Here is a 26,546-nt window from a genome sequence, read left to right as displayed (position 1 = left end):
CCCGGCCCCGCCCCCCCCCCCCGGTACGGCGGACTTCGTCTCCGGGGACGGCTACGGCCGCACAACCTCGTCGGAGGCGAGCCGATGACCGACTTCACGAGTCTCGACCGCTTGGACGCGGGAACGGTGCGCTACCCCGGCGACGACGGCTTCGCGGCGGCGAGCGTCCCGTTCAACAAGCGGTACGCCGACATTCGGCCGCGCGCGGTGCTGTCGGTGCGCGACGCCGCCGACGTCGCGCGGGCCATCCGGTGGGCGCGCGACGCCGAGGTGCCGCTGGTGGCCCGCGGCGGCGGGCACAGCTACGCCGGGCATTCGGTCGGCACCGGGCTGGTGCTCGACCTGCGCGGCCTCGGCGGTGTGCGGGTCGACGCGGCGAACGGGCTGGTGACCGTCGGCGGCGGCGCCACCAACGGCGCGGTGTACGCCGCGCTACAGGAGCACGATCTAGCTGTGCCGCTGGGCAATTCGAATCAGGTCGGGATCGGCGGGCTGGTGCTCGGCGGCGGCGTGGCCGCGGTGTCGCGCGCGTTCGGGCTCACCGCGGACGCGCTGGTGCAGACCGAGATCGTGCTGGCCGACGGCAGCACGCTGCGCTGCGACGCGCGCGAGAACGCCGACCTGTTCTGGGCCTGCCGCGGTGGCGGCGGCGGAAACCTCGGGGTGAACACGTCGTTCACATTCCAGGCTCGGCCCACCGTGTCCAGCTCGACCTGCCTGCTGCTGTGGGAATGGCGCGACGCGCGGCGCGTGCTGGCGGTCATGCAGGAGATCATGGCGGCCGCGCCCGACGAGTTCGCGGCGCGTATCGGCGCGAGCCGTTCGGGCGACAACCCGGGCGTGGTCTCGGTGATCGGCCAACACCTCGGTCCCGCGTCGGAATTGCGCGAACTGCTGGAACCGGCGCTCGCTGCCGCCACGCCGCGGCGAGTCGACATCGCCGATCGCGACTACTGGCAGGCCAAGGATTTCCTGCACCACGAGACCTCGGGCGACCCCTTCGCGGTGCGCACCCGGTGCACGCCGAAACCGCTGACCGAGGCGGGGATCGACGTCGTGATCGACGCCATCGATCGCTGGCCCGGCAGCGCCAACCCGGACGGCGCGGGCGTCGCGCTGTTCACCTGGGGCGGCGCGATCAACCGAATCCCCGTCGGCGACACCGCCTTCCCGCACCGCGACACGCTGTTCCTGGTCTCCATGGACACCTCGTGGAGCGAGACCGACTCGGCGCAGACGGTGTGGTGCAACCTCGAATGGCTCGACGGGCTCTACGAGGAGATGGGCGGCTACGCCACCGACGCCGCCTACGTGAACTTCACCGACCCCGCCCTCACCGACTTGTCCGCCTACTACGGACCCAACCACCACCGCCTGGCGCGGCTCGAGCACCGGTACGACCCGGACGGCTTCTTCCGTTTCCCCCAGGCGATCACCCCGCTCAGCAAGGAGATCCGCGGATGACACTCGTCGATGAACCCCGCACCACCCCGCTCGGCTCCGGCGCCGAGATCCTGGCCCGCGCCCAGGCGCTGGCGCCGCAGCTGCGCGAGCGCGCCGAGGAGATCGAGGCCGCGCGCAGGCTGCCCGCCGACATCGTCGAGCTGCTGCGCGACGCGGGCGTCTTCCGCATGGCGTTCGCGCGCGGCTGGGGCGGCCCCGAACTGACCTCGATCGAGCAGACCGAGGTGGTCGAGGCGCTGGCCTACGGCGACGCCTCGGTCGGCTGGTGCGCCATGATCGGCTCCGACACCGGCCTGTACGCCCGGTTCCTCGATGAGCCGGTCGCCAAAGAGATGTTCCCGAGCCTGGACATGGTGACCGCGGGCCTGCTGTTCCCGACCGGCCGCGCCGAGCGCGTCCCCGGCGGCTTCCGGCTCAGCGGCCGCTGGCAGTTCGGCAGCGGCATCACCCACGCCGACTGGGTGGTGTCGGGCGCGTTCGTCGTTCGCGACGGCGAGCCCGAACGCGACGCCTCGGGCGCACCGGATTCGCGACTGTTCATGGTGCCGCGCGCGCAGGTGGAGGTCATCGACACCTGGCACACCACGGGCCTGGCGGGCAGCGGCAGCTGCGATTACCGCATCGCCGAGGTGTTCGTCCCGGAGGAGCACACGCTCGAGTTCGCTTCCGTGCGACACGGTTTCGGCCCGCTCGGCCAGCCCGAGGTGCACATGCGCAACATGCCCGCGGTCCCGTTGGGCGTCGCGCGCGCCGCGCTGGACTACGCGCGCGCCGAATCCGCCGCCAAGGCAGACGATTACCGCGTCCAGGTGACCATCGCCGAATGCGAGGCCGACCTGCACGCCGCCCGCTCCGGCGTCTACACGGCGCTGCGGCGCCAGTGGGAAATCCTCGGCGCGGGAGGCACGCTCGACGAGCTGACTCCGACCGAGCGCGCCGCGCTGCCCCTCTCCCGACTGCACGCCTTCCGCACCGCCCGCACCATCGTCGGCCGCCTCTACGACCTGCGCCAGACGGCCGCCATTTACCGGCCCTCGCCGCTGGACCGCTGGCTGCGCGACACCAACACCATGTGCCAGCACATCGTCGCTCAGGACCGCATTCTCCAGTCCGCGGGCGCGTACCTGATGGGCGGCACGCCGTCGTTCAAGCTCTGCCTCGGGCTGGTCGGCTGAACGCCGTCCGCCCCGGGTGCGAGCGTCAGTCCGTCGGGCGTCGCACGAGGATGTCGAGACGAACGAAGGTCTGGTCGTAGGTGCCATCCGGGCGGAGGAGCTCGTCGGTGGCCCCGACAAGCTCCTCGACCAGCCGGTGGGCGTCGGACGGATCGGCCTGCCGGGTGAGCACGGCGGACGCCGTCGTGCGCAGCATGTCGGCGAGCTGGGCGCGGGTGAACGGGCGCAGCTGGGCGACCGTGCGCACGCCGTCGCCGGGGATGTCGAATCCGGTGGCTCGCAGTATGTCGAACACGGTGCCCGCGTCCGGGTACGGCTCGGGCGGGCGCAGTCCGTTGGCGGCGGCGATCCGCTCGAACACCGCCGCCAGACCCGCCAGGTTCCCGGCGCCGCCGGATTCCGAGTGATACCAGCCGCCGGGACGCAGCGTGCGATATACCGCGCCGAACACCGCCGGATAGTCGGCGACCGGGAGCCAGTGCAGCATCGATCGACTGACCACCAGATCGGCCACGCCCGCCTCCAGGCACCGATCGAACTCGGTGGCCGGGGCACGCACGAACTCCAGATTCGGCGCCGAGTACCGGTCCGCGGCCGAGAGCATGGACGGATCCTGATCGACCCCGATCACCCGGCCGCGCGGCGCCAGCTCCGCGAGCGCGGCCGTGAACTCACCGCTGCCGCAGCCGAGGTCGACCACGGTGTCCGCGTCCTCGGGCCGGACCCGCGCCAGGAACCAGTCGTCCACCGCGCGATGGTGCGCGGCGGCCTCCGCGTACTCCAGGCCGGGGAAGCGCGGCCGTCGATCGTCCGCCATCCACCGATCCTACGACCGGAGGCTCGGCGAGACCCCTCCCTCGCGGCCGTTCGCGCGGTCCGCGAGCCCGCGGTGACCTCGAGCTCCCGGCCCGCCGGGGCGCGGAGATCAACGCTGCGGTTCGCAGGCGATGCCGTCGCCGTCGCGGTCCAGGTGCTCGGCGTAACCCGGGTCGCCCTTGTGGAGAGGAGCCTTGCCCGCCGCGCGGACCTCGGTGCAGTTCTTGTAGTACGGCTCCGATTGGGCCGTTCCCGCGGCGGCGGAGCCCAGCGCGACCAGAGCGGCGGCGGCGAAGATCGTGGTGGCGAGGCGTCGGGCGAACTGCACCGGGTCGACCCCCTTCATCCCAGGGCGGACCGCGGAAGCGTCTGCCCGACAGTACTTTTCGTCTCCAATCGGACGACCCGCACATTTTGCCAGCCGAAAGCCGGCGCGCGCAAGACGCCCACGTCAGACCGCCGGGCCGACGTCCGGCGCGTCCTCGTCGGCGATCCGGTCGGCGTCGGCCAACCCGTCCTCGGTGAGTTCGAGCCGCCGGGTCACCCCGATGTCGTCGAGGAAACGCGGGTCGTGGCTCACCACGATCAGCGCGCCCTCGAATCCGGCCAGCGCCTGGGTCAGATGGTGCAGGCTGGGCAGATCGAGGTTGTTGGTCGGCTCGTCGAGGAGCAACAGTCTCGGCGCGGGATCGGCCAGCAGCAGCATGGCGAGCGCGGCGCGCAATCGCTCACCACCCGACAGCGCCCCCGCCGCGACGTCGGCGTCGCCGCCGCGAAACAGGAAGCGCGCCAAGCGGGAACGGACCTGCAACGGCGTCGCGTGCGGCGCGGCGGCGGACACGTTCTCGAACACCGAGCGACTCTCGTCGAACAGGTCGAGCCGTTGCGGCAGCATCCGCCACGTCACCGAAGGCGGTGCCGCCGCGATCCGGCGCAGCAGCGTCGATTTCCCGATCCCGTTGCGTCCGGTCAGCGCGATCCGCTCCGGCCCCGAGATTCGCAGCGTCACCGTCGGCCCGCAGGCCAGCGTCACCTCGTCCAGCGCGAGCACCTCCTGCCCCGGGTAGAGCCGGGTGCCGGGCAGGTCGATGCGGATCTCCTTGTCGTCGCGGACGAGTTCCGCCGCCTGCTGGAGCTGTTCCTTGGCGGTGTCCAACCGTTCGATGTGGGTGTTGCGCAGCTTGCCCGCCGACACCTGCGCCGCGCGCTTGCGCGCTCCGGCCAGGATCTTCGGCATGTTGTCGGCCTGTTTCTTGCCGTAGCGCTGCCTGCGGTCGAGTTTGATCCGCGTCTCGGCCAGTTCCTGTGTCTGCCTTCGCACGTCGTTGCGCGCCTCCCGCACCGCCGACCGCGCCGCCTGTTGTTCGGCCTCGACGATGCGCTCGTACTCGCCGAAGTTCCCGCCGAAAAGCCGCAGCTCGCCCGCGCGCAGCTCCGCGATCGCAGTCATCCGTTCGAGCAGTTCACGATCATGGCTGACCGTGATCACCGTCCCGGAGAACTGCCCGATCACCTCGTAGAGGCGTTCGCGCGCCACGTGATCCAGGTTGTTGGTCGGCTCGTCGAGCAACAGCACGTCGGGTTCGGCGAGCAACTCGGCCACCAGCCCGAGCAGCACGGTCTCGCCGCCGGACAGGGTGTCCAGACGACGGTCGAGCCCCTCGACCGAATCCGCGACGTAGTGCAGACCCAGCCGGCCGAGCAGTGCGACGGCTCGCTCCTCGACATCCCAAGCGGCGCCGACGGTCTCGAAGTCGCGCTCGTCGCCGTCACCGGATTCGATGCGGTGCAGGGCCTTTCGCACTCGGTCGATGCCGAGCACGGCGTCGACCCGCTGACCGTCCGCCAGCCCGAGATCCTGGCGGAGGTAGCCGAGATGTCCGGTCACCGCCACCGATCCGCGGGCGGGCGCGAGCTCCCCCGCGATCAGGCGCAGCAGGGTGGATTTCCCGGCGCCGTTGACGCCGACCACGCCGATGTGCGCGGCCGGGAACACCGCGCCGAGTCCTTCGAACACCGGAGTGCCGTCCGGCCAGGAGAACGTGAGATCGGAAAGAGAAAGAAAGGTCATGCGGAACCCCTGAGGTTGCGACGGAACGCGGCGCGCGTACGCGGGCCGCCCGGAAGCGAAACCTCAAGAAATCAACACATGCTCCGATCGACGGGGACAAGACCGTTCCAGGTTAGACACAGACCGGGCGATCGTGCCAGTGCAATTTCGCTCACACCCGCGACGCCGGGCGCCCCGCGGGCCACCCGCCCGATCGGCGAATCACTCGGCGGCCCCGATGAAATCACCCACCAGCATCGTCCCCTGGCCCCGCCGCGCACCGGGGCCCGGCTGCCAGCTCACCGTCTCGGCCGTGAGCGGTTCGCCGCATTCCTCGCACACCACCACACCCGAGGCATGCTGCCCGCACGGGCGGTGAACAGAGATCACCGGCGGCCCTTCCGGTCCCGCGCTCCACTTGTCCCCCCAGGCGATCAGCGTGGCCAGCACGGGATAGAGATCGCGCCCCTTGTCGGTGAGCAGATACTCCCGCCGCACCGGATTCGTCTGGTAGACCCGCGATTCGACGATGCCGTGCGCCCGCAGCGTCTCCAGGCGGGCGGCGAGCACGTTCGAGGCGATGCCGAGATCGCGCCGGAGGTCCTCGAAGCGCGTCATCCCGACGAACAGGTCGCGCAGGATCAGCGGGGTCCACCGCTCCCCCACCGCGTCGAGCGTGCGGGCGATCGAGCAGACGATCTCGGATAGGTCAGCCTTGGCCACCCCGTCATTCTAGTCCGTTGCAAAAAACAAGTGACTTGATTACGTTGGCTACCGGACAACCGAACGGAAGGGTGCGTGGACATGCCGGATGTGGTGGATCAGTTCTGTGCGGCGACCGAGACCGCCGATATCGACGCGCTGATGGAGACGCTCGCCCCGGACGCCGAGCTGCACTCGCCGATCTCGGGCGCCCTAGTCTTCCGCGGACACGACGACCTGCGCGTCCTGCTCACGGTGGTCTACCGCGGCATATCCGGACTGCGCTGGACCGCGCGGCTCGGCGACGGCGCGCACCGGGTGCTGCTGGCCGAGGCGAAGGTCGGACCGTTCCGGATGACCGAGGCCATGGTCCTCGAACTCGCCGAGGACGGCCGCATCCGCAGGCTCGATCCGCACCTGCGCCCCTGGCTCGCACTGAGCTTCCTGGCAGCGAAGCTCGGCCCCGGCCTGCTTTGCCACCCCGGATTGATGCGCCGGGCGCGGGCCGCCCAGCCGCCCGCCGCGGTCGGCGCGACAGCCTGAGGCGCGCCGCCGGAGCGCGGGCAGGAGGTTCGCCGAACAGGCGCAGCCGGACACAGTCCGTCCTCAGCCCGCGCATAGCCGGAGCGACGGCCGAAGGTACGCACGATCGACACCGCCGGACGGAATCCGTCGACAGACCGCGCATGGCCGGAGCGAAGGCGGAGGTACGCCTAGAGCGGCCGATCGGTGGGCAGGTTGACGAAGCTGGGCGCGTTCGGATCGATGCTCAGATACTGGGGCTTGAGCTCGGTGTTGTTGAGCATCGGCCGGAACGGGAGTCCTTTCGGCGAGTTGCCCGCGAAGACGGCGACCCGCAGCCGGTGGCCCGGCTGCAGGACCGCCTGGGTGGGAATGACGGCGATATCGAGCGCGACCGGTTCACCGGGCACCACCTGGAGCATGCTGTCCAGGGTGATCGGGTTGAACGGCGCGGTGTAGTCGCCGGAGGGCGAGCGGGTGCTCTTGGCCTCGTCGACGGCCCGCATCGAGGCGGTCAACTGGCCGGTGGACAGGACCACCGAGGTACCGTCGGGCGCGACGTCGTTGACGGTGACGCTCCAGTAGCCGTCGGTGGCGTCGTGCACCGTGTTGAGGTGCACGTTGATCGGCCCAGAGATCACGGTCGGCTCGGCGACGGCCGCGCTGGTGAAGGTGAGGGCGTTGCGTTCGGCGATCCTGGCGTCCTTGGTGCACATGTCCAGGAACGACGTGAGGCCCGCCGAGGCCTGGGCGGTGTCGCGAGAGCAGATCGTGGTGAGACCCGGCGCGACGGTGAGCACGTCCGCCCCGGCGGGGCTGGTCGACGTCAGTGAGCCGTCGTGCACCACGTCCTCGGCGGCGCCGCTGGCCTGCGCCGACAGGTAGACGCGGCGATGCACGATACCCGGCTGCGGAAAGCCTCCCAAGGTGATCCAGCCGCCGCCCTGCTCCCACATCACGATCGGGCCGTATCCGTCGATGCCGTTGTCGATGTCCTTGAGCCACCTGTCGAACCACGCGCGCTGCAAGACGTCCAGCCGGGCCGGGGCGCCGGGCACACCGGTTCCCGCGCCGGGATTGGCGTGATAAGTGTTGCCGACGACGAGCTTCTTCTGGTTGTCGGGCAGTGGCATCGCGTTGAACAGGTTGGTGGCGCTGTTGGCGAAGATGTCGTGCCAGCCGCCGTAGACGAAGGCCGGGACGTTCACCCGCTCCGGATGGCCGAGGATGCCCTGCCGGAACGGGCTGTCGGCGTCGAGCGCGTCGGCCAGCGCCGGTGGGACGCGATCCAGCGACGGCGTCAGCAGTGCCTGGGCGAGCAGATCGAAGTTGGTGGTCGGGTCCGACATTCGCTCGTGGAACCACGCCCAGTCGAACGTGCCCTCGAGCATCGAGGACACGTCGGGGATCAGCTTGAGCTGATTGACGTTGCTGAGCCACAGCGGCAGGAAGGTGGTGCCGATGCCGCCGCCCGGCGCGACCACGTCGCGCATCAGATCGCTGCCCGGTTCCACCGGGAAGATCGCCTTCAGCGGCGCAGGCGCGTCCTCGGCGGCCCGCAACTGGTTGATGCCCGCGTAGGACCCGCCGCTCATCGCGACCTTGCCGTCGGACCAGGGTTGGGTGGCGGCCCAGTCGATCACCTCGCGGGTGTCGAGCTGTTCGCGGGCGCCGAGGGTGTCCCAGGCGCCCTGCGAGAAACCGGTGCCGCGGACGTCGACCACGACGAGGTTGTAGCCGCTGCGGATGAGATTGCGATCGATGCCGAGCACGGTCTGCACCGTCCCGCCGTCGAACGCGTGCAGCAGATCGGCGAATCCGGTGATCGGCGTGCCCGAGACGTTGACCCGCCGCGCCAGGTCCACCGTGAGCTGCTGCATGCGAGGCACTGCCAGCGCCGAATCGATCAGGTTCGTCATGAGCTTGGTGTAGGGGGTCAGGTTCACGATCGTCGGCAGTGGCCGCGTCTCCACCGGGCCGCCGGTCTGCGCGGGACGGTAGACGTTGGCCTTGAGGACGACGCCGTCGCTCATCTGAATGGGAACGTCCCACTGGATGTTCACGTCGGAGTACGGCTGCGGGCCGTCGTGTAGTGCGGTCCACTGCTCGGTGAGAGCGGTCAGATCCGGCGGCTGCTCGCGGGACGGGTGGTACATCCCGATGACGGTCACCGCTAGCACGACCGCGACCGCGCCCACCAAAGACCTGATCATCGAACCCGACAGCGCACTCGGCTGCAGTGTCCTGGCCACCCTGCCCTCTCCATCATCACCGGTCACTCGACAACGACCGAGACGATAGCAATTCGCTACCGGAGAATGTGGGACCTACGGGCCGCTCGGCACGTCGAAACATGCCACGTCAACGACCGGAAGCGGCCGCCGGACAATCAGATACGGACGATGGAGGCCAGCGGGTACTCCCCCTGACGGCTCCGGCCTTCCAGGAAGCTCAGCTCGAGCACGACCGCGGCCGAGACGATCTCCGCGCCCGCCGACAGGAAGAGGTCCGCGGCGGCGGCCAGCGTGCCGCCGGTGGCGAGCACGTCGTCGAGCAGCAGCACCCGGCGACCCCTCAGGTCGACGCCGTCGGCCGGGATCTCCAGGGCGGCGGTGCCGTACTCGAGGCTGTACTCGCGCTTCAGCACGGGCGGCGGCAGCTTGCCCGCCTTGCGGACGGCGAGCACGCCGGTGCCGAGGGTGGCGGCGACGCCCGCGCCGAGCAGGAAGCCCCTGGCGTCCACCCCGGCGACCAGGTCGGCGTCCGGCGCGCAGGCGGCGAGGCAGTCGATCACCGCGCGGAAGCCCTCGGGATCGGCGAAGACAGGCGTGAGGTCGGCGAAGCGGACACCGGGGGTCGGGAAATCGTCGCGCCAGCGGGTCAGGCGTTCGACCAGCTCGGCCGCCATGGCCGTCCGCTCGGCGACAATCTCGTCGGACTCGATCGCCGCGTGCTTACTCATCGACACCTCTCCATGATCACTCACCCACATACACCTGTCACCGCCGCAACACCCAGCGGTCCATGTTCCAGCCGGTACCGCCCTGGGTGGGACCGGCCACACCGTTGTGCAGACCGTTGCCGAAGGCGATCGTGCGCGGAGTGGCGAACAATGGAATGCTCGGCATCTCCGACCACAACAGGTTCTCGGCCTCGGTCAGCAGACCCAGCTGCGCGGCCGAGTTGTCGTCGGCCGCAAGCTGATCGGTGATCGCATCGTAGCGGCCGTTTCCGAATCGCCCGAAATCGAGACCGTTGCCGGTGCGCAATGCACTGGTCGCCGCCACTCCGGTCAGCGAACCGGACGGGCCGGGCGCCGCCGCCGTGCTCGCCAGGACGGCGTCGACGCGCCCCTCGCCGAGCTGGGTGGGGCGGAAGTCGGGCGCGCCCGCGTCCACCACGGTGATGCCGGCCGACCGGCACGCCTCGGCGATCATCTGCACGGTCTTCGCGCGCCGCTCGTCGGGCGCGAGGTAACCGATACGGATCGTCGGATTCGCCGCGCGCGCGCCGGCGAGCGTGGCGGTGGCCGCGGGAATGTCGGTGCCGCGATACCGTTCGGCAGCGCCGGTCGTCGCGGCGTAGTACAGCGAATCCTGCTGCGTGATACGGGAGTTCAGCGGCCCGGCGCCGAGGCCGGTGCCCGGCACGTCGGCGGCCTTGCCCAGCGTGTCGAACAGCGCCTGGCGCGGCACGCACAGCGCGAAGGCGCGGCGCGCGTCCACCGAACCGAACACGCCCGCGGTGGCGAGCACCAGTTGCTCGGCGCCGCGGCCTGGCACCGTCTTCGACGAGAAGCCGCCCAGATCGAGGTCTTTCACCGAGTTCGCGCCGACGTCGACCACGCTCACGGCGTTGTCGGAGACCTTGGCCTTGAGATCGGCGGTCTTGTCGAACACCACGATGCGTCCGGTCTCGGCCTTGTTGCCCCACCAGCGTTCGTTGGCGATCAACACCAGACCGTCCTTCTGGCTGAAGGATTCGATCCGGTACGGGCCCGAGGACGGGAACCGCGAGAGGTCGAGGCTGTCGGAACCGATGGTCCAGCCGGTGTTCCAGAAATCGGCCAGCCGCTGCACGGCGCCGGGATCACCGGATTGCAAGGCCGACACCACATTCGGCACGTTGGCCGCCCGCGCGGCGACGTGCGCGGGCATCACCTCGCCCGCGGTGAACAGGTCGCGCCACGAGAGGAACCGCCGGTCCGGACGGAACACCACGGTGGCGTCCTTGGATCCCGGCTGGCAGTCGACCCGCTCGATATCCGAATAGCCCGCGGTGTCGGCGGCGTCGAAGAGCGGAACGACGCCGCCCGGACCGGGTTTGGTGAATCGCCCGCTGTGCGCGGCCCAGGTCAGCACCAGATCGTCGCAGGAGGTGGGCACCCCGTCGGAGTACACGCCGTCGGGGTTCAGCCGGTACTGGATGGTCTGGGACTCGCCCGGCACCTCCTTGGCGGTGCCGAAATCGGTGTCGGCGACCTGCTGCCCGTCGGGTCCGGTGTAGAAGAACCCGGTGAGCACCCGCTGGAACACCGCCGCCGAGCCGCTGCTCGCGCCGAGCGTGCTGCCGCCGTTGTAGCTGGCGATCACGGCATCGACGGCGTAGCCGATGGAGGGCACCTGGTTCTGCCCGGAGCACCCGGCCACCGATCCGGCGGCCAGGGCGCCCACGGCGACCGCTCCCATCAGACGCACCGCAACGCTGCGTGGCTGTCGCATGGAACGAAACCCCCTACCGTCGGTTGTCAGTGCCTCTTCTTGTTCCGCTTTCCGGACGGCCGGGCTCCCGGCCGCGGGGACTGGTCGCTCTCCCGGTAGCGCCGCGCCGGGGCGTCGGCCAGTTCCTGCCGACCGCTCGCGGCGACCGCGCGCTGCTCGGCCGCCGCGCCTGCCCGCGCCGCGGCGATGCCGGAGCGCTTGGACTGCACCTTCTTGGTGTGCGCCGCCACCGGGCCCCAGCGCTCCTTGATCGAGACCAGCAGCGGGGTGGCGAAGAAGATCGACGAGTAGGTGCCGACCAGCAGGCCGACCAGCTGCACCAGCGCCAGGTCCTTCAGCGTGCCGACGCCGAGCATCCACACCGCGATCACCATCAGGCCCACGATGGGCAGGATGCCGATGAGCGCGGTGTTGATCGACCGCATCAGCGTCTGGTTGATCGCGAGGTTGGCCTGTTCGCCGTAGGTGCGGCGGCTCAGATGCAGGATGCCCCTGGTGTTCTCCTCGACCTTGTCGAACACCACGACCGAGTCGTAGAGCGAGAAGCCCAGAATCGTCAGGATGCCGATGACGGTCGCCGGGGTGACCTCGAAACCGATCAGCGAGTACACGCCCGCGGTGACCAGGACGTCGAAGACCAGCGCGGCCAGCGCGGCGATCGCCATGTCGCGTTCGAAGCGGACGGCGATGTAGATCGAGACGATCACCAGGAACACCGCGAGCGCCCGCAGAGCCTTCTCGGTGATCTGGCTGCCCCAGGTCTCGCTGACGTCCGAGGTGCTGATCGCGGCGCGGCTCGGGTTGCCGTCCTTGTCCTTGGGCTTGAACTCGGCGAACAAGGCGGAGTTGAGCGTGTCGATCTGCCGGGCGTCCAGCGCCTCGGAGCGGATCAGCATCGTCGCGCTCGCCCCGGTGCCGACGGTCTGCACGGAGACCGGGTCCGTGCCGATCGCGTCGCGGTACACCTGCTCCACCTGGGAGGTGCTGGCGTCGCCCGCCGGGAACTGGACGCGCGAGCCGCCCTCGAAGTCGATGCCGAAGTTGAACCCGCGGAACAGGATGCTGGCCAGCGCGATCAGCACGATGACGGCGGTGATGCCGTACCACATCCGCCTGCGGCCGATGACGTCGATCGCGCCGGTTCCGGTGTAGAGCCGGTTGAAGAAGCCGTGCTTGGGCACGTTCGGTCCGGGGACGAAAGAGTCGAACGGCCGCTCGGCGTCCTTGCGCAGCGAGGGGCTGGTCTGGCTGTTGGTCATCGCGTCCTCACGCCTTCTGCGACTGCGGCTTCAGCGGCCCGGCGCTCGCGCGCGACCTCTTGGATCGCGCCGAGCCCGTTGACCGACGGTTTCGACCAGAACGCGCTCCGCGAGGCCAGCAGCACCAGCGGCGCGGTGACCAGGAACACGACCACCACGTCGAGGACGGTGGTCAGGCCGAGCGTGAACGCGAAGCCCTTGACCTGTCCGGCCGCGAGCCAGTAGAGCACCGCGGCGGCGATGAAGCTCACCGCGTTACCGGACAGAATCGTGCGGCGGGCCCGCTGCCAGCCGCGCGGCACGGCCGAACGGAAGCTGCGGCCCTCGCGTATCTCGTCCTTGATGCGTTCGAAGAACACGACGAACGAGTCGGCGGTCATGCCGATACCGATGATCAGACCGGCGATGCCCGCCAAGTCGAGGGTGAAGCCGATCCACCGCCCGAGCAGCACCATGATCCCGTACACGGCGAAACCGGACGCGATCAGCGACAGACCCGTCAGGAAGCCGAGCATGCGGTAGTAGGCGAGGCAGTACAGCAGCACCACGACCAGGCCCACCGCGCCCGCGAGCAGGCCCGCGCGCAGCGAGGAGAGGCCGAGGGTCGCCGAGACGGTCTCGGCCTCGGAGGTCTGGAACGACAGCGGCAGCGAACCGTACTTCAGCGTGTTCGCCAGTTCCTTGGCGGACTTGGCGGTGAAGGAGCCGGAGATCTGGGTGGTGCCGCCGAGCTGCGGACCCGCCTGCACCTGCGGCGCGCTGAACACCTTGGAGTCGAGGGTGAATGCGACGCGCTTGTACAGGTACTCGCGGGTCAGGTCGGCCCACGCGTCGCTACCGGTCGACTTGAACTTCAGGTCGACCACCCAGCGCGACTGCTGCTGATCGAGATTGGCGATCGCGTTGTCGATCTCCTGGCCGTCGATGCGGCTCTTGTCCAGCAGGAAGACCTCGGTGCCGTCCTGCGAGCAGGCGACCAGCGGCAGGCTCGGGTCGTCGTTGCCCGCGAGCGGGTCCGGCTTGGTGCAGTCCAGCGCGAGCATCGCGGCCTGCTGAGTGGCCGGGTCGGTGCTCTGCCTGGTCGCCTTGGCCGCCGCGATCTCGCCCTGCGCCTCTTCCTGCGGAGTCTGATTCGGGTCCGCGGGCTGGGTCGGCGCCTGCGCGGGGAAGACCCGCTGCTGCGGCGCGGGCGCCTCTTCGACGGGCGCTTCCAGTGCGGGAGCTGCCGGTGCGGGCGCTTCCGGCACGGGAGCCTCGGCCGGAGCAGGCGCGGGGGCGGGCTGTCCGGCATCCGGCGCGGGCAGCTGCGCGGGCGGCGCCTGCGGCGTGGTCGCGCCCTTGGGCACGGCCTGCAGGACCGGACGGATGTAGAGCTTGGCGGTGGTGGCGAGCGCACGCGCCTGCTGGCCGTCGTCGCCCGGCACCGTGATCACGATGTTGTCGCCCTCGATGGCCACCTCGGAGCCGGAGACGCCGAGACCGTTGACGCGGTTCTCGATGATCTCCTGCGCCTTGTGCAGGCTGTCCTGGCTCGGCTTGCTGCCGTCCGGCGTGCGAGCGGTCAGCGTGACCCGTGTGCCGCCCTGCAGATCGATGCCGAGCTTGGGGGTCGGGGCCTTGTCACCGGTGAAGAACACCAACGCATAGATCACGGCAAGCAGCGCGGCGTATACGCCGAGCAACCTGAGCGGATGCGCCGATCCCTGGGAAGGTGGCACAGTTCGTATCTCCTAGGCGGGAAGTCGAGGGTGGATCAGGCGCGCACACGCGTGTGCTGCCGAACGCACGGGCGTCCGGCGCGCGGGCGTGGCGCAGCCGACGTCAGTCCTTGGTCAGCCGGGTCTCGGTCTGCTCGGGCGATTCCTCGGCGGGTACCGCCGGGGTCTCGTCGGTACCGGTCTCGTCGGCGGTCGCCTCGTCGACGGTACGGACCTCACGAATCGCCTGCCGCAACCAGGTGGTCACGACATCCTCCGCGATCTCGAGGTCGACGGTGTCGTCGTCGAGGTCGACAACGGTGCCCCACAGACCCGACGTGGTGACTACCGCGTCGCCGATCTTCAGGTCCTCCTGCATGGCCGTGACCTTCTCGGCCTCCCGCTTCTGGCGGCGGATACCGAGGAACATCGGCACGAGCAGGGCTACCAGTAGCAGCGGAAACAGAAAATCCATCGTCGAAGTCAGTCCCTGTCTTGTGGGTGGGATGGACAAGTACCACCACAGTCTGCCAGCTGTTGTCGGCACTGCCACACCCGCACACCCTTGACGTGCGCCACTCGCGCCGACTCGTGCGGCGTACGGCACGTCCGCGGGCGTCCCGAACCGCGGTTCGCGCGGCGGGCCGAGGGCGCCATCCGGCCGAAAAAAAGGCCCCGCGACCAGGTTGTTCCCGGTCACGGGGCGGTGGGATCGGATCAGGCGGACGCGCCGTAGACGTAGTCGTCGAGCGGGAAGCTCACCGCCTTGCGATGCGTGCTGACGGTGCTGTTCGGACGCAGCAGCGCGGCCTCGCCGTGCTGATTGAAGTAGTAGCTGCGGGCCGTCGAGCAATCACCGCCGTAGAACACCGAGGCCCCGAGCTTGTCGGTGACGGTGTCGAGGAAGCGGGCGTTGGCCGCCTCGGTCACCTCGAAGGTGGTCTCACCACGGCGGAACAGCTCGCCGAACAGCCTGCCCATGTGCTTCATCTGCGCCTCGATGGTGGTGAAGTAGGACAGACCGCTGTAGGAGTACGGGCTGTTGAGGCTCACGAAGTTCGGGAACTTCGGCACCGTGATGCCCTCGTAGGCCTGGAAACGGTTGTCCCGCCAGAACTTTCCGAGGTTCACCCCGTCACGGCCGATGATCTCCACGGCCGGGAAGTTCACGTCCCACAGGTTGAAGCCGGTGGCGAGGATCAGCGTGTCGATCTCGGTCTTGTGCCCGTCGGCGGTGACGATGCCGTCGGCCTCGACGTGGTCGATCGAGTTCGTCTCGAGCCGCACGTGCGGCTGGTTGAAGGTCTTGAAGTAGTGGTTGGAGAAGGTGGGGCGCTTGCAGCCGAAGTCGTAGTGCGGGGTGAGCTGCTCGCGGGTCCGCTTGTCGCGCACCTGTGCGCGCAGGTGTGCCTTGGCGAGCAGTCCCGCGCCCTTGTTCATCGCCTTGGCCTGCTTGAAGTGCAGCACGCCGACCACCATCAGCGCCTCCAGCATCGAGGTGTTGACCAGGCGCGCGGCCTTCTGGGTAGCGGGCACCCTGGCGAACAGTTTCTGCACCGGCGCCGGGATCGGCGCGTCGATTTTGGGCACGACCCAGATCGGGGTGCGCTGGAAGACGGTGAGCGCGGCGGCCTTCTCGGCCACCTCGGGCACCAGCTGCACGGCGGTGGCGCCCGTTCCGATGATCGCGGCGCGGCGACCGGTCAGATCGAAGTCGTCGTCCCACGCGGTGGTGTGGATGATCTTGCCCGCGAAGGATTCGATGCCGGGGAACGGCGGGGTGTAGGGCTGGGAGAGGAATCCCGTGGCGGTGAGCAGGTAGCGGCTGGTGACGGTTTCGCCGCCCGCGATCGAGACCACCCAGTGCTGCCGCTCCTCGTCCCAGCGCGCGCCGTCCACCACGACGCCGAAGCGCATCCTGCGACGCAGGCCGTACTTGTCGGCGATGTGCTCGGCGTACTTCTTCAGCTCCTTGCCTGGGGCGAACAACCGCGACCAGTAGGGGTTGGGCTCGAAGGAATACGAGTAGGTCACCGAGGCGATGTCGACCGCGAGGCCGGGGTAGCGGTTGACGTGCCAGGTGCCGCCGAGATCGTTCTCGCGTTCCAGGATCACGTAATTGCTCAGGCCGAGCCGGTCGAGCTCGATACTCGCCCCCATGCCACCGAATCCCGCACCGACCACCACGGCGTCGTATTGAGGCGCCACGTCGAACCTCCAAGATGTGAATCAGTTGTCACGGAATGACACATCATTCCGTTTGTGACGACAGTATCATTGCCAGGGTGACGAAGCCATCCACCCGTGCGCCCCGGTCGGCGGCCGGAAACGCGCTGCAGCGACGCAAGGCCGAATTGCGGCAGGAGATCATCGACACGGCGTTCGTCTGCTTCGCCGAGAAGGGCTATCACGCCACCGGCATCGCCGACATCGCCAGCGAGCTCGGTATCGGCCACGGCACCTTCTACCGATACTTCGCCAACAAGCGCGACATCATCGATCACGTCATCGACGACCTGTCCGCCCGCATCATCGACGCGCTGGGCACCCAGAACGCACCGGACGCGGCGGGCTCACTGGACGAGTACCGCGCCCAGCTCGAGCGCATCGGCACGGCGCTGTCGCGCATCCTGCTCGAGGAGCGGCGCATCCCGCAGCTGCTGCTGTTCCACGCCACCGGGATCGACGACGAGCTCACCGCCCGGCTCTACGGCCTGCTCGACACGGCGGACGCGCTCACCGCGGGCTACCTGGAACACGGCGTCGAGCGGGGTTACCTGCGCGCCGACCTGGACACCGCCAACACCGCGCGCGCGGTGACGGGCATGCTGCTCGCCGGCGTCATCCACGGCATGCGCGACCCGGACGAAGCGGCCATCCGCGGCCTGAACCAGGCGGTCCGGCGGCTGCTCATCGACGGCGTGCGCAAGGACTGACGACCGCCCGTGCGAAACGCTCCCGGCGACTACAGTGTGGGTGCACAAGCAGGCAGTGGTTCGCATGGGGGCGTTCGTGTTTGGAAGAGACGGGTTCGGACGAGACCGTACAGTTCGAAATACCGGCATTCGGCCGGATCCGGTCGGTGACCCTGACACAATGTCGCGGATGATGACCCCCGAGGACGTGAGCCGAATCCATTTCGCCATGCCGTCGGTCGGCCATCGCGGCTATCACGCCGACGAGGTCGACGCGTTCATGGAATTGGTCGCCGCCACCCTCGACGGTCAGGGCGCACTCACCGCCGACGACATCCGCCACGTCGTCTTCGGCACGCCCCGTTTCGGCGGGCGCGGCTACCAGGCCGATCAGGTGGACGAATTCCTGGACCGGGTGCGCGCCGAGCTCGAACACCGCCAGAACGGCACGCGGCCGGTGCCCGCGGGCGGCACCGGACCCGGTCCCGCTCCCCTGCTCACTCCCGACGACGTGCACCGCATGCGGTTCACTCAGTCTCCCGTCGGCCGCCGCGGCTACCACGAGGAGGAGGTGGACGCCTTCCTCGACCTGGTGGCGGCCTCCCTCGCGCACGGCGGGCCCGGCTGTCTCACGGTCGGCGACGTGCGCGCGGTCCGCTTCACCGAGGCGCGCCTCGGCAGCCGCGGATACCAGCGCGACGAGGTCGACGCGTTCCTCGATCTGGTGGTCACCGCGCTCGAGAAAGCGCGCCACTGACGGACGCCGACGGTCGAATCAGCCCTGGATGCTGTGCAATTCGGCCTCGCGCAGGTCGTCGGGGAAGACGAAGCGGCGCAGCGCCCAGAAGCGGAAGGCCATGGCGAGCAGCACGCCGAGGATCTGACCGGTGATGAAGTTGGCCACCGCCTGGGTCACCGGTCCCACGTGCGGCACCCGCAGATCCAGCACGTACAGCGAGATCGCCTGCGGGATCATCGTGACGCCGATGCCGAGCGCGCTCACCGCGAAGAACAGCGCGGCCTCGTGGTGGCGCTGACGCCCGCCCCTGGTGCGAAACGACCACTCGCGGTTGAGGATGTAGGACGCGATGGTGGCGATCAGCACGCCGAGCAGGCGGGCGGTGAGCGGCTTCTCGCCGAGCACCGTCAGTTTGGTGGCGTAGACGACGCCCGTGTCGATGAACCACGTGATGGCGCCGACCGTCGCGAACTTGAGCAGTTCCCGGTGCTCGATCGCCTTGCTGCGATACGGCTCGGGGATGTGGTCGAGCACGGATTGAACCACCGTCATGTCCCGACTCTATCGGTGCGGGTCCGAGCCCGCCGATCGCGCGGATCCCGGCATCGGCGAGACAAGGCGTTCACCTGATGTTCGCCCCCGCCGATCAGTCGAAAAGGTCCAGGGTCGGATGCGGTTCTCTGCCACGGACTTCGATCGAGCCGAACACCAGGTCGGGCGGCGGCACCAAGCCCAGGTGCTCCCAGGCCGCGGCCGTCGCCACGCGCCCGCGCGGCGTCCGCGCCACCATGCCCGCGCGCACCAGGAACGGTTCGCAGACCTCCTCGACGGTGGCGGCCTCCTCACCCACCGCGACCGCGAGGGTCGAGACGCCCACCGGGCCGCCGTTGAAGCTGCGGACCAGTGCGCCGAGGACCGCGCGGTCCAGGCGGTCGAGACCGAGGGAGTCCACGTCGTAGACCTCGAGCGCGGCCTGCGCGATGGGACGGGTGACCAGTCCGTCGGCGCGCACTTCGGCGTAGTCGCGGACCCGGCGCAGCAACCGGTTCGCGATGCGCGGCGTGCCGCGCGACCTGCCCGCGATCTCGGCGGCCGCGTCGGTCTCGATGCCGACGCCGAGGATGTGCGCCGAGCGCTGAAGGATCAGCAGCAGCTCGTCGGGCTCGTAGAAGTCCATGTGACCGGTGAAGCCGAAGCGGTCGCGCAGCGGGCCGGTCAGCGCGCCGGAGCGGGTGGTGGCCCCGACCAGGGTGAAGGGGGCGATGTCGAGCGGGATGGAGGTCGCGCCCGGCCCCTTGCCGACCACCACGTCGACGCGGTAGTCCTCCATGGCCAGATAGAGCATCTCCTCCGCGGGGCGGGCGATGCGGTGGATCTCGTCGATGAACAGCACGTCGCCCTCGACCAGGTTGCTGAGCATGGCGGCCAGATCGCCCGCCCGCTCCAGCGCCGGACCGGAGGTGATGCGCAGCGCGGTGCCGAGTTCACCGGCGATGATCATCGCCATGCTGGTCTTGCCGAGCCCCGGTGGGCCCGAAAGCAGCACATGATCGGGGGTACCGCCGCGCTGCTTGGCGCCGCGCAGCACCAGGGCGAGCTGTTCGCGGACCCGGGGCTGGCCGATGAAGTCGTCGAGCGACTTCGGCCGCAGGCTCGCCTCGATCTCACCGTCGGACTTCAGATAGCTTGCGCTGACCGGGGATTCGGCCGCGCCGGTGTCGTCGTGGTCCATCGTGGCCTATCGGTTCTTGCCGAGCAGCGAGAGCGCGGCGCGCAGTGCGGTGGAGGTGCCCGCGGCGGGCTGGTCGGCCAGCACGGTGTCGACCGCCTGTTCGGCCTGTTTGGCCGGGAAACCCAGCCCGGTCAGCGCCTCGACGACCTGCTCGCGCACGGGGGTGAGCACCGGAGCGGGAGCGCTGCCCGGCGGGCCCGCCTGCACCGGGACGAGGTTCACCTTGTCGCGCAGTTCCACCACCATGCGCTCGGCGCCGCGCTTGCCGATGCCGGGCACCCTGGTCAGCGCCGCGACATTGCTCTCGGCCAGCGCCTTGCGCAGCGCCTCCGGCTCGAGCACCGCGAGCACGGCCATGGCCAGGCGCGGCCCGACGCCGGAGACCGTCTGCAGCAGGCCGAACAGGTCGCGCGCCTCGGTGTCGGCGAAGCCGTACAGCGTCATCGAGTCCTCGCGCACGATCATCGCCGTGTAGAGGCGCGTTTCCTCGCCGCGGGTCAGCGCGGCCAGCGTCGAGGGGGTCGCGTTGAGCCGGTAGCCGACGCCCGCCGCCTCGACCACCGTGTGATCGAGTGCGATCTCCAGCACCTCGCCGCGTACCGACGCGATCACCCGCGCACCGCCTTCCGTTGTTCCGCCAGCCGTTCGGTGTAGCGCCGCCGTGCCTCGGCCGCCTTGGCCTCGGCCTCGGCCATCCGCTCCAGCAGCGGCGCCCGCCAACAATGACAGATCGCCAATGCCAGCGCATCAGCCGCGTCCGCCGGTTTGGGCGCCACCCGCAGCCCGAGGATGCGGGTGACCATCGCGGTCACCTGCGCCTTGTCGGCGGTGCCGTTGCCGGTGACCGCGGCCTTCACCTCGCTCGGCGTGTGGAAGGCCACCGGGATTCCGCGCCGCGCCGCGGCCAGCGCGATCACGCCGCCCGCCTGGGCGGTGCCCATGGCGGTGCGCACGTTGTGCTGGGCGAACACCCGCTCGATCGCGACCGCGGCGGGCCGGTGGGTGTCCATCCAGTGCTCGGCAGCGTCGGCGACGCGCATCAGCCGCTGCGCCAGATCCATGTCCGCGGGGGTGCGCACCACATCGACGTCGAGCGCGGTGACTTTGCGGCCGAGCCCACCCTCCACGATGCTGAGGCCGCACCGGGTGAGCCCGGGGTCGACGCCCATCACCCGCACGAATTCCCCTCTCCCAGACACGAACAACTGTTCGAGAGTCTAACGGAGCGCGGCGCTCCCGGTCACCAGCGACACGATTCGTGACCCCGTGGACGACGCTGCGGGCGCCGTCTGCCCAGCAGCCCGGGCACAGCGGGAGCCAGTGCCAGGGACACACCGCGGGCGCTGCCGACCCGTCCGCCGAGAGCCCCGACAGCCGGAGCGAGGCGGCTGACAAGCGCTGCTGGGCGCAGCCCGTCTCCAGCCCGCGCACGGCCGGAGCGAAGGTGGAGAACCGCCTAGGCCTGCGCGGCGAACGCCGTGTAGGCGCGTTCGTCGAAGAGCACGAAGCGCACGGTCCACACCGCGGTCTCGGCCGCGCGCACGGTCTCGACCGCGATGCGTGCGCCGTCCTCGATCGGCCAGCCGTAGATGCCCGTGGAGATGGCGGGGAAGGCGACAGTGCGGGCCCCGAGTTCATCGGCGACGCGCAGGGATTCGCGGTAGCAGGAGGCCAGCAGCTCGGAACGATCCTCACCCGCCGACCAGACCGGGCCGACCGTGTGCACGACCCAGCGGGCGGGCAACCGGCCCGCGGTCGTGGCCACCGCCTTGCCGGTGGGCAGGCCCTTGCCGTAGCGCGACGCGCGCAGGTCGCGACACGCGGCCAGGATCTCGGGACCGCCCTTGCGATGAATGGCGCCGTCGACGCCGCCACCGCCGAGCAACGAGGAGTTGGCCGCGTTCACCACCGCGTCGACCGCCTGCTCGGTGATGTCGCCGCGCACGAACTCGAGGGAGACCATGCGATGATTCTCCCGCGCCGTGCGGTCCCGCGAAAATACCGAGGCCGCGGCGTTCCCGGAACTACCATCGGTTGATGAGCAACGGTGCGAAAGCCATCCTCGAAGGCGGGCCCGCGGACTTGCCGGAGCGGATCGTTCCCATCACCCCGCCGGGGATCGAGCTCAAAATCCCCTTCAAGGGCGGTTACGAACACTTCAAGGTCACCCAGCGGCAGGCCGACACCGAGTCGGGTCCCCTGACCGTCTACGAATGGTGTGACCGCACGAAAGTGGCCGAATAGCCCCGGGGTGCCCCGCGTGGCGATCCCGATCGGTCGCCCGTGGGTACCGCGCGGTCGCATCCGGCGCGCCGATGTGGACGACCCGACGCGCCCGATCGAGTGATGCGCCGACGCCGTCTGCCGAATTCCGTCGATGGCCGAGTACTACCGCGAGCAGGTCGGCCGACCCCGGAAACGGGCGAGCCCCGGCCGCGTTCCCGGCCGGGGCTCGTCGTCGTGACGGATCAGTCGTCCAGCTGCGCGAGGACCTCGTCGGAGATGTCCACGTTGGTGTAGACGTTCTGCACGTCGTCGCTGTCTTCGAGCGCGTCGACCAGCTTGAACACCTTGCGCGCCCCGTCGGCGTCGACCGCGACCGACACCGAGGGCTGGAAGCCGGACTCGGCGGAGTCGTAGTCGATCCCGGCCGCCTGCAGCGCCTTGCGCACGTCGATCAGATCGCTCGGATCGCTGATGACCTCGAACGACTCGCCGAGGTCGTTGACCTCCTCGGCGCCCGCGTCCAGCACGGCCATCAGCACGTCGTCCTCGGACAGGCCGTTCTTCTCCAGGGTGATGACGCCCTTGCGATGGAACAGGTAGGCCACCGAGCCCGGGTCGGCCATGTTGCCGCCGTTGCGGGTCATCGCGACGCGCACCTCGCCCGCGGCGCGGTTGCGGTTGTCGGTGAGGCACTCGACGAGCACCGCGACGCCGTTGGGGCCGTAGCCCTCGTACATGATGGTCTGCCAGTCGGCGCCGCCGGCCTCTTCGCCGCCGCCGCGCTTGCGGGCACGCTCGATGTTGTCGTTGGGGACCGACGACTTCTTGGCCTTCTGAATGGCGTCGTACAGCGTCGGGTTGCCGTCCGGATCACCGCCACCCGTGCGGGCCGCCACCTCGATGTTCTTGATCAGCTTCGCGAAGAGCTTGCCCCGCTTCGCGTCGATCGCGGCCTTCTTGTGCTTGGTGGTGGCCCATTTGGAGTGGCCGCTCATTCCCTACTTCCTTCGGGTCGGTTTACGGACAACTCCACCAGCCTAGTAGACGCCGTCGGCACGGCTTCGGCCCCCATTCCCTCGTGCGACCGGGGCAGGACTCGCCCGTCCCGCCCGGCGCGCCCAGAACTCAGAGCGAGACCACGTACGCCTCGGGGAAGAAGGCGCCCTCGATGTATTTCGGCGACGCGTAGGCGAAGCCCTTGTCGCCCCAGGCGGTGCCCCAGCTGTTGCGGACGATGAAGTGCCCGCTGGGCAGGTAGCCCACAATGGCCACGGCGTGCCCGCCGCGTTCGGTGCCCGGCGCGAATTCCTCCAGGAAGCCGCCGTTGTCGGTGGCGCTGTCCCAGGTGTCGTCGACCATGAACCCGGCGAGGATCGGGCGACCGTCGGCCAGCACAGTCCGCCATTGCTTGAGGTTCTTGCCGACGTTGAAATACGAGGCGATGCGCAGCGTGGCCGCATGCGCCCAGAAGGTGTTCTCCTGGCCGCGGTACATCTTGGTCTGGATGTGGAACGGCAGCCACGACTCCTCGACCGCGCCGTACTTCTTGCAGACCTCGACGGCCGCCTTCAGCTCGGTGCCCGCGCCCTCGATGAAGGTCTCCGGCCGCTGGAAGAAGGCGTCGGTCTCCTTGGAGGCCATCCACACGAACCGCGGCGAGACGCGGCGGTCGCTGCTCAGTTTGGTCGCGGTCACCATGTGGTAGCGCATCAGTCCGTCGCCGGTTGCCCAGCCGACGCAGGACCCGGTGTCCTCCTGATCGCCGATGGTCCACCAGTCGCGGCGCAGGTCCACCGAGGACGGCAGCGCGCCGACGGCGCCCAGCGCGCCGACGGCCACGGCGTCGGCGAACGTCCAATCCCGCTCGGTGTCGCGGGACGGGACCAGATTGCAGATCCGGGCCTCTGCGGGCACCGGTTGTTGCTTGCCCGCACTGGGTGCGGGGATGACTTCGGTCATGTTCGCGCTTCGTTCGTCGGGTGGTGTCGCCACCACGTCCGGGTCGGTCGGGATCGCCCGGATGGAAGCGATGATTCACCGCCCGTCGCGCCGAAACGCGAGTACTCGGTTACCCGTTTCGCCCGCGCTGCCCGCGCGAACTACGCAGCGCGGACCAACTCGACGAACATGCGGTGCACCCGCAGGTCACCGGTCACCTCGGGGTGGAAGGAGGTGGCGAGCACCTTGCCCTGGCGCACCGCGACGATGCGACCGGCAAACGGACCGGAGGGCACCGTCGCCAGCACCTCGACGCCCTCACCCGCCCGCTCGACCCACGGCGCGCGAATGAACACCGCGCGCACCGGGCCGTCGTCCAGGCCCGCGAAGTCCAGGTCGGTCTCGAAGGAGTCGACCTGGCGTCCGAAGGCGTTGCGGCGCACCGTCATATCGATGCCGGACAGATGCTGCGCGTCCGGACGGGTGTCGAGCACCTCCGAGGCGAGCAGGATCATGCCCGCGCAGGAACCGAAGGCGGGCATGCCTTCGCGCAGCCGCGCGCGCAGCGGTTCGAGCAGCTCGAAGGCCTCCAGCAGCTTGCTGATCGCGGTCGACTCGCCGCCGGGCAGCACCAGCCCGTCCACGGCGGCCAGCTCGGAGGCCCGCCGCACCAGCACCGGTTGCGCGCCGCAGTGCTCGAGCGCCGAGACGTGTTCGCGCACATCGCCTTGCAGAGCAAGAACGCCGATGGTGGGCCGAGACGACGTCTGCCGCGCCTCCGTTGCGGGTGCGGCGACCGATGATGCGTTCACGTCGCCGAGCTTACGAGCCCGGCCGCTGTGGGCGCGCTCACGGTCGCCGTCGCCTGCCCTCACGTCCGCGGGGTACGGATCAGTCCCTCCTGGACGACCGCGGCGACCAGTGTGCCCTCGCGGTTGAAGATCCTGCCTCCGGTGAGCGCGCGACCGAAACCGGCCGAGGGCGAGGCCTGGTCGTAGAGCAGCCAGTCGTCGGCGCGGAACGGGCGCAGGAACCACATCGCGTGATCCAGCGACGCGTCCTGGGTCGGCTCGTCGGGGTGGGTGACCTTGGAGGAGCCGAGCAGCGTCATATCGCTCATGTAGGCGAGCGTGCACACGTGGAACAGCGGGTCGTCGGGCAGCGGGTGCCGGTAGCGGAACCACACCTGCTGCTGGGAGACCACGCCGTCGCGGCGCGACACCGACTCCGGCGGCACGGTGCGGATGTCCCAGTGCTCCCATTCGCGCATCGCCCACAGCCGTTCCGGGCTCATCGAGGTCTGCGCGTCGGGCAGGTTCTCCGGCCCCGCCACCTCGGGCATCACGTCCTGGTGCTCCGGGCCCTCGTCGCCGACGTGGAACGAAGCCGACATGGTGAAGATCGCCGCGCCGTCCTGCACGCCGGTGACCCGGCGGGTGCAGAAGGACCGGCCGTCGCGGATCCGCTCCACCAGGTACACGGTGGGTTCCTGCGGATTGCCCGGACGCAGGAAGTACCCGTGCAGCGAATGCACCTGGAACCGCGGCTCCACCGTGCGCACGGCCGATACCAGGGCCTGCCCGGCGACCTGACCGCCGAAGGTGCGAGCCAGCTGGGTCTTCGTGGACGCGCCACGGAAGATGTCCCGCTCCAGGCGTTCGATCTCCAATGCCTCTTCGATTGTCGCCATGCGCTGAGGTTAACCCGGGGCGTCCGATTCCCCCCGTTCGGCCACCGGTCCAGTCGCGCGAGCGGACGCCCGGAATTCGCGGGCGGCGCCGGGGATGTCGCGCCGGTCACACCACCGAGCGCCTTCGCCGCGGCGACCTCCGCGCGGGCGATCGTGGCCGCGCGGAGGGCGCGGAGCATCCCCGCGGCGGGTCTGCTGTGATGGAGCGGTGCCGCAGTTCGTGCCGATCACCCAGGACGGCCTCGCCGACCTGCTCGTCGACCGGGTCGGGGCGCTGCCCGGCCGCCGTCTGATCGCCGTCGACGCGGCCGACGCCGCACAGCCCGTCGCGTTCGCGCGGCGCGCCGCCGAACGACTGCGCGGAACGGGCCGGTCCGCCGAGGTGGTCTCCCTGCACGACTACGTGCGTCCCGCCTCGCTGCGCATGGAGTTCGGACGCGAGGACGAATACTCCTACCGCACAGCGTGGTTCGACTACGACGCGGTCCGCCGCGAGGTCGTCGGCGCGTTGCGCGAGCACGGCCGCTGGCTGCCCGCGCTGTGGGACGAGGCCGCCGACCGGTCGGCCCGCACCGCCGTCCGCGCCGCCCCCGCCGATCTGGTGCTGTTCCTCGCCGGACCCATGCTCCTCGGCCGCGATCTCGCCTTCGACCTGACGGTGCGCCTCGACCTCAGCGAAGCGGCGCTGCGCCGCCGGACGCCGCCGGACGAGCACTGGACCATCCCGGCCCTGCTGCGCTACGACCGCGAGAATCCCGAGATCCCCACGTTTTCGGCGCGCTGGGACCATCCCGACCGCCCCGCACTGAGCCGCACCTGACCTGGGTGGTCCGCAGAACTCGTTGCGCCGCATGGCGAGACGGCTGGATTCCCGCGCCGCGCCGGGACGGAAAGCGAACA

General features: G+C 69.9%; 27 protein-coding genes. 7 read left to right on the top strand and 20 right to left on the bottom strand.

Annotated features, from left to right (window positions below):
• Window positions 1–84 precede the first annotated feature (84 nt).
• Both ACRWNM_RS27470 and ACRWNM_RS27465 read left to right on the top strand, forming a co-directional pair.
• Window positions 85–1,464 carry an FAD-binding oxidoreductase gene (locus ACRWNM_RS27470; RefSeq protein WP_431970984.1) on the top strand — a complete coding sequence of 460 codons (1,380 nt, stop codon included), beginning with the start codon at window positions 85–87 and terminating at the stop codon, window positions 1,462–1,464.
• Complete coding sequence (locus ACRWNM_RS27465) at window positions 1,461–2,639, top strand: acyl-CoA dehydrogenase family protein (protein ID WP_431970983.1); 1,179 nt, start codon at window positions 1,461–1,463, stop codon at window positions 2,637–2,639. The genes ACRWNM_RS27470 and ACRWNM_RS27465 overlap by 4 nt, the downstream gene beginning before the upstream one ends.
• A gap of 25 nt (window positions 2,640–2,664) precedes the next feature.
• On the opposite strand, the gene ACRWNM_RS27460 is transcribed toward ACRWNM_RS27465, so the two are convergent.
• The 4 genes from ACRWNM_RS27460 to ACRWNM_RS27445 form a co-directional block, all read right to left on the bottom strand.
• Window positions 2,665–3,456 (bottom strand): class I SAM-dependent methyltransferase, encoded by a 792-nt coding sequence (locus ACRWNM_RS27460; protein WP_431970982.1) that lies wholly within the window; start codon window positions 3,454–3,456, stop codon window positions 2,665–2,667.
• A 108-nt stretch (window positions 3,457–3,564) separates the two neighbouring features.
• Entirely contained in the window at window positions 3,565–3,783 is a 219-nt protein-coding gene (locus ACRWNM_RS27455; RefSeq protein ID WP_431970981.1) for an excalibur calcium-binding domain-containing protein, read from the bottom strand.
• A gap of 123 nt (window positions 3,784–3,906) precedes the next feature.
• Window positions 3,907–5,526, bottom strand: a complete 1,620-nt coding sequence (locus ACRWNM_RS27450) for an ABC-F family ATP-binding cassette domain-containing protein (RefSeq protein WP_431970980.1) — start codon at window positions 5,524–5,526, stop codon at window positions 3,907–3,909.
• A gap of 201 nt (window positions 5,527–5,727) precedes the next feature.
• Window positions 5,728–6,228, bottom strand: a complete 501-nt coding sequence (locus tag ACRWNM_RS27445; protein ID WP_431970979.1) for a winged helix-turn-helix transcriptional regulator — start codon at window positions 6,226–6,228, stop codon at window positions 5,728–5,730.
• An 81-nt stretch (window positions 6,229–6,309) separates the two neighbouring features.
• Between ACRWNM_RS27445 and ACRWNM_RS27440 the strand changes: the two genes are divergently transcribed.
• On the top strand, window positions 6,310–6,750 hold the full coding sequence (locus ACRWNM_RS27440; RefSeq protein ID WP_431970978.1) for a nuclear transport factor 2 family protein: 441 nt from the start codon (window positions 6,310–6,312) through the stop codon (window positions 6,748–6,750).
• A gap of 170 nt (window positions 6,751–6,920) precedes the next feature.
• Here the strand turns inward: ACRWNM_RS27440 and ACRWNM_RS27435 are convergent, their stop codons facing one another.
• The 7 genes from ACRWNM_RS27435 to ACRWNM_RS27405 form a co-directional block, all read right to left on the bottom strand.
• Entirely contained in the window at window positions 6,921–8,885 is a 1,965-nt protein-coding gene (locus ACRWNM_RS27435) for a CocE/NonD family hydrolase (protein ID WP_431970994.1), read from the bottom strand.
• Between the two features lie 233 nt (window positions 8,886–9,118).
• Window positions 9,119–9,691, bottom strand: a complete 573-nt coding sequence (locus tag ACRWNM_RS27430; protein WP_431970977.1) for an adenine phosphoribosyltransferase — start codon at window positions 9,689–9,691, stop codon at window positions 9,119–9,121.
• Window positions 9,692–9,728: 37 nt separating this feature from the next.
• Window positions 9,729–11,417 carry an ABC transporter substrate-binding protein gene (locus ACRWNM_RS27425; RefSeq protein ID WP_431970976.1) on the bottom strand — a complete coding sequence of 563 codons (1,689 nt, stop codon included), beginning with the start codon at window positions 11,415–11,417 and terminating at the stop codon, window positions 9,729–9,731.
• 59 nt (window positions 11,418–11,476) lie between these two features.
• Window positions 11,477–12,709: a protein translocase subunit SecF gene (gene secF, locus ACRWNM_RS27420; RefSeq protein ID WP_431970975.1), complete on the bottom strand. Its 1,233-nt coding sequence runs from the start codon at window positions 12,707–12,709 to the stop codon at window positions 11,477–11,479.
• Window positions 12,706–14,427 (bottom strand): protein translocase subunit SecD, encoded by a 1,722-nt coding sequence (secD, locus tag ACRWNM_RS27415; protein WP_431970974.1) that lies wholly within the window; start codon window positions 14,425–14,427, stop codon window positions 12,706–12,708. Before secD ends, secF begins: the two co-directional genes overlap by 4 nt.
• A 103-nt stretch (window positions 14,428–14,530) precedes the next feature.
• Window positions 14,531–14,881 (bottom strand): preprotein translocase subunit YajC, encoded by a 351-nt coding sequence (gene yajC, locus ACRWNM_RS27410; RefSeq protein ID WP_431970973.1) that lies wholly within the window; start codon window positions 14,879–14,881, stop codon window positions 14,531–14,533.
• Window positions 14,882–15,123: 242 nt separating this feature from the next.
• The gene (locus ACRWNM_RS27405; RefSeq protein ID WP_431970972.1) at window positions 15,124–16,614 is read right to left on the bottom strand and encodes a flavin-containing monooxygenase; all 1,491 of its coding nucleotides are present in this window, start codon (window positions 16,612–16,614) and stop codon (window positions 15,124–15,126) included.
• 77 nt (window positions 16,615–16,691) lie between these two features.
• Between ACRWNM_RS27405 and ACRWNM_RS27400 the strand changes: the two genes are divergently transcribed.
• Window positions 16,692–17,342, top strand: coding sequence for a TetR/AcrR family transcriptional regulator (locus ACRWNM_RS27400; RefSeq protein WP_431970971.1), 651 nt, complete (start codon window positions 16,692–16,694; stop codon window positions 17,340–17,342).
• A 169-nt stretch (window positions 17,343–17,511) separates the two neighbouring features.
• A complete protein-coding gene (locus ACRWNM_RS27395; RefSeq protein ID WP_431970970.1) occupies window positions 17,512–18,078 on the top strand; it encodes a DivIVA domain-containing protein in 567 nt (188 codons plus the stop codon).
• An 18-nt stretch (window positions 18,079–18,096) separates the two neighbouring features.
• On the opposite strand, the gene ACRWNM_RS27390 is transcribed toward ACRWNM_RS27395, so the two are convergent.
• From ACRWNM_RS27390 to ACRWNM_RS27370, 5 genes are all read right to left on the bottom strand, one after another.
• Entirely contained in the window at window positions 18,097–18,612 is a 516-nt protein-coding gene (locus ACRWNM_RS27390) for a GtrA family protein (RefSeq protein WP_431970969.1), read from the bottom strand.
• A 94-nt stretch (window positions 18,613–18,706) separates the two neighbouring features.
• On the bottom strand, window positions 18,707–19,792 hold the full coding sequence (ruvB, locus tag ACRWNM_RS27385) for a Holliday junction branch migration DNA helicase RuvB (RefSeq protein ID WP_431970968.1): 1,086 nt from the start codon (window positions 19,790–19,792) through the stop codon (window positions 18,707–18,709).
• Between the two features lie 6 nt (window positions 19,793–19,798).
• On the bottom strand, window positions 19,799–20,404 hold the full coding sequence (ruvA, locus tag ACRWNM_RS27380) for a Holliday junction branch migration protein RuvA (protein ID WP_431970967.1): 606 nt from the start codon (window positions 20,402–20,404) through the stop codon (window positions 19,799–19,801).
• Window positions 20,401–20,970, bottom strand: coding sequence for a crossover junction endodeoxyribonuclease RuvC (gene ruvC / locus ACRWNM_RS27375; protein WP_431970993.1), 570 nt, complete (start codon window positions 20,968–20,970; stop codon window positions 20,401–20,403). Before ruvC ends, ruvA begins: the two co-directional genes overlap by 4 nt.
• Window positions 20,971–21,248: 278 nt before the next feature.
• The gene (locus ACRWNM_RS27370; protein WP_431970966.1) at window positions 21,249–21,755 is read right to left on the bottom strand and encodes an O-acetyl-ADP-ribose deacetylase; all 507 of its coding nucleotides are present in this window, start codon (window positions 21,753–21,755) and stop codon (window positions 21,249–21,251) included.
• A gap of 74 nt (window positions 21,756–21,829) precedes the next feature.
• On the opposite strand from ACRWNM_RS27370, the gene ACRWNM_RS27365 reads away from it, so the two are divergent.
• Window positions 21,830–22,036 carry a DUF5988 family protein gene (locus ACRWNM_RS27365; protein ID WP_068066866.1) on the top strand — a complete coding sequence of 69 codons (207 nt, stop codon included), beginning with the start codon at window positions 21,830–21,832 and terminating at the stop codon, window positions 22,034–22,036.
• 224 nt (window positions 22,037–22,260) lie between these two features.
• Here ACRWNM_RS27365 and ACRWNM_RS27360 read toward each other — a convergent pair whose 3' ends face one another.
• From ACRWNM_RS27360 to ACRWNM_RS27345, 4 genes are all read right to left on the bottom strand, one after another.
• The gene (locus tag ACRWNM_RS27360) at window positions 22,261–23,013 is read right to left on the bottom strand and encodes a YebC/PmpR family DNA-binding transcriptional regulator (protein ID WP_431970965.1); all 753 of its coding nucleotides are present in this window, start codon (window positions 23,011–23,013) and stop codon (window positions 22,261–22,263) included.
• A gap of 130 nt (window positions 23,014–23,143) precedes the next feature.
• Entirely contained in the window at window positions 23,144–23,977 is an 834-nt protein-coding gene (locus ACRWNM_RS27355) for a C1 family peptidase (protein ID WP_431970964.1), read from the bottom strand.
• A gap of 140 nt (window positions 23,978–24,117) precedes the next feature.
• Window positions 24,118–24,768 (bottom strand): pyridoxal 5'-phosphate synthase glutaminase subunit PdxT, encoded by a 651-nt coding sequence (pdxT, locus tag ACRWNM_RS27350; protein ID WP_431970963.1) that lies wholly within the window; start codon window positions 24,766–24,768, stop codon window positions 24,118–24,120.
• Between the two features lie 59 nt (window positions 24,769–24,827).
• Window positions 24,828–25,646, bottom strand: a complete 819-nt coding sequence (locus tag ACRWNM_RS27345) for an acyl-CoA thioesterase (protein ID WP_431970962.1) — start codon at window positions 25,644–25,646, stop codon at window positions 24,828–24,830.
• A gap of 208 nt (window positions 25,647–25,854) precedes the next feature.
• Here ACRWNM_RS27345 and ACRWNM_RS27340 point away from each other — a divergent pair, with 208 nt between their 5' ends.
• Window positions 25,855–26,466 (top strand): hypothetical protein, encoded by a 612-nt coding sequence (locus tag ACRWNM_RS27340; protein ID WP_431970961.1) that lies wholly within the window; start codon window positions 25,855–25,857, stop codon window positions 26,464–26,466.
• The last annotated feature ends 80 nt before the right edge of the window (window positions 26,467–26,546 follow it).

The sequence above is a fragment of the Nocardia sp. bgisy134 genome, assembly GCF_965341865.1.
Classification (GTDB): Bacteria; Actinomycetota; Actinomycetes; order Mycobacteriales; family Mycobacteriaceae; genus Nocardia.
The sequence above is the reverse complement of the archived record's forward strand: the minus strand, read 5'-3'. Positions and strand labels throughout refer to the sequence as shown.